At 57.5% G+C, this 825-nt stretch carries 3 protein-coding genes; 2 read left to right on the top strand and 1 reads right to left on the bottom strand.

All coding sequences use genetic code 11. From position 1 onward, the window contains the following. Both QD461_RS36655 and QD461_RS36660 read left to right on the top strand, forming a co-directional pair. A complete protein-coding gene (locus QD461_RS36655) occupies positions 1–222 on the top strand; it encodes a LexA family protein (RefSeq protein WP_414091639.1) in 222 nt (73 codons plus the stop codon). A gap of 92 nt (positions 223–314) precedes the next feature. Further along, on the top strand, positions 315–566 hold the full coding sequence (locus QD461_RS36660) for a hypothetical protein (protein ID WP_004121984.1): 252 nt from the start codon (positions 315–317) through the stop codon (positions 564–566). 79 nt (positions 567–645) lie between these two features. Here QD461_RS36660 and QD461_RS36665 read toward each other — a convergent pair. Next, positions 646–825, bottom strand: a 180-nt coding sequence (locus QD461_RS36665) for a transposase domain-containing protein (RefSeq protein WP_414091640.1), incomplete at its 5' end; no start/stop codon positions are given.

Consider the following 825-nt stretch of genomic DNA (forward strand, 5'->3'; position numbering starts at 1 on the left):
ATACCTGGCCTTCAATACCTGGCCTTCATTTATGCCTACACCAGGATCTTCAAACGCTCCCCGGCAGAAGCGGACATGCGTCGCCACTTTGAGGTGACCGCACCGTCTGTACACCAGATGGTGATAACCCTGGAAAAGGCCGGTCTCATTCAACGCCAGCCTGGAGAAGCGCGAAGCATTCAATTGCTCGTACAACCCGAAGCGCTGCCAATCTTGCGATAGCTCAACCCGTCAGAATCTCTGCGGAACGGTACTAGGCGGTCGTCTCCAGCGCTCTCCAGCAGGCCAAGGCCGCTCAGCAAAGGAAAGCCATCATGTTCAATACGAACGCAATTCACAATCTTCCGAATATCCTGATCGCCGTTCTCGCGGCCGTCACGGCATTCCTGATCGCCACCGGCTGCACTCAGTTGACAACGGGGCTTCTCGAATGCTCTCAGTCGTGGATCAGCCCGACCTATACCGCCGCTATCGTCGCTGTCCTTGGGGCGTCCAAGACCCTGATCAACGTCGTTCGGGATGGGTTTGGCGGTCTCATCAAACCCCAGCCACCGGTCGAGAAATGAACAGCGCCGTTCTGCTGACGCTATTCGTAAGCGCTCATTTCCATGCGCGTTGACGCGGCCCGTTTGACCGGGGTCGCCGTCAGACGGCTGCCATTGGATCATGCAGCGGCGGTTTCAGCGTTTCAGCGAAGTTGAAGGGCAGCAGGTCGGTGATGTCGGCTTCGATGACACGCTGCGGTAATTCGGTAAGGACGTGACGCAGATAAGCCAAGGGTTCGATGCCGCAGGCGCGGCATGTCAGCATGAGGCTGTAGATGAC

Origin of the sequence: Rhizobium sp. BR 314, from assembly GCF_047445805.1 — a bacterium.
GTDB lineage: Bacteria > Pseudomonadota > Alphaproteobacteria > Rhizobiales > Rhizobiaceae > Rhizobium > Rhizobium lusitanum_B.

Coding starts and splice junctions, on each gene's coding strand:
- QD461_RS36660 (WP_004121984.1), top strand. CDS start 315: ATGTTCAATACGAACGCAATTCACAATCTTCCGAATATCCTGATCGCC.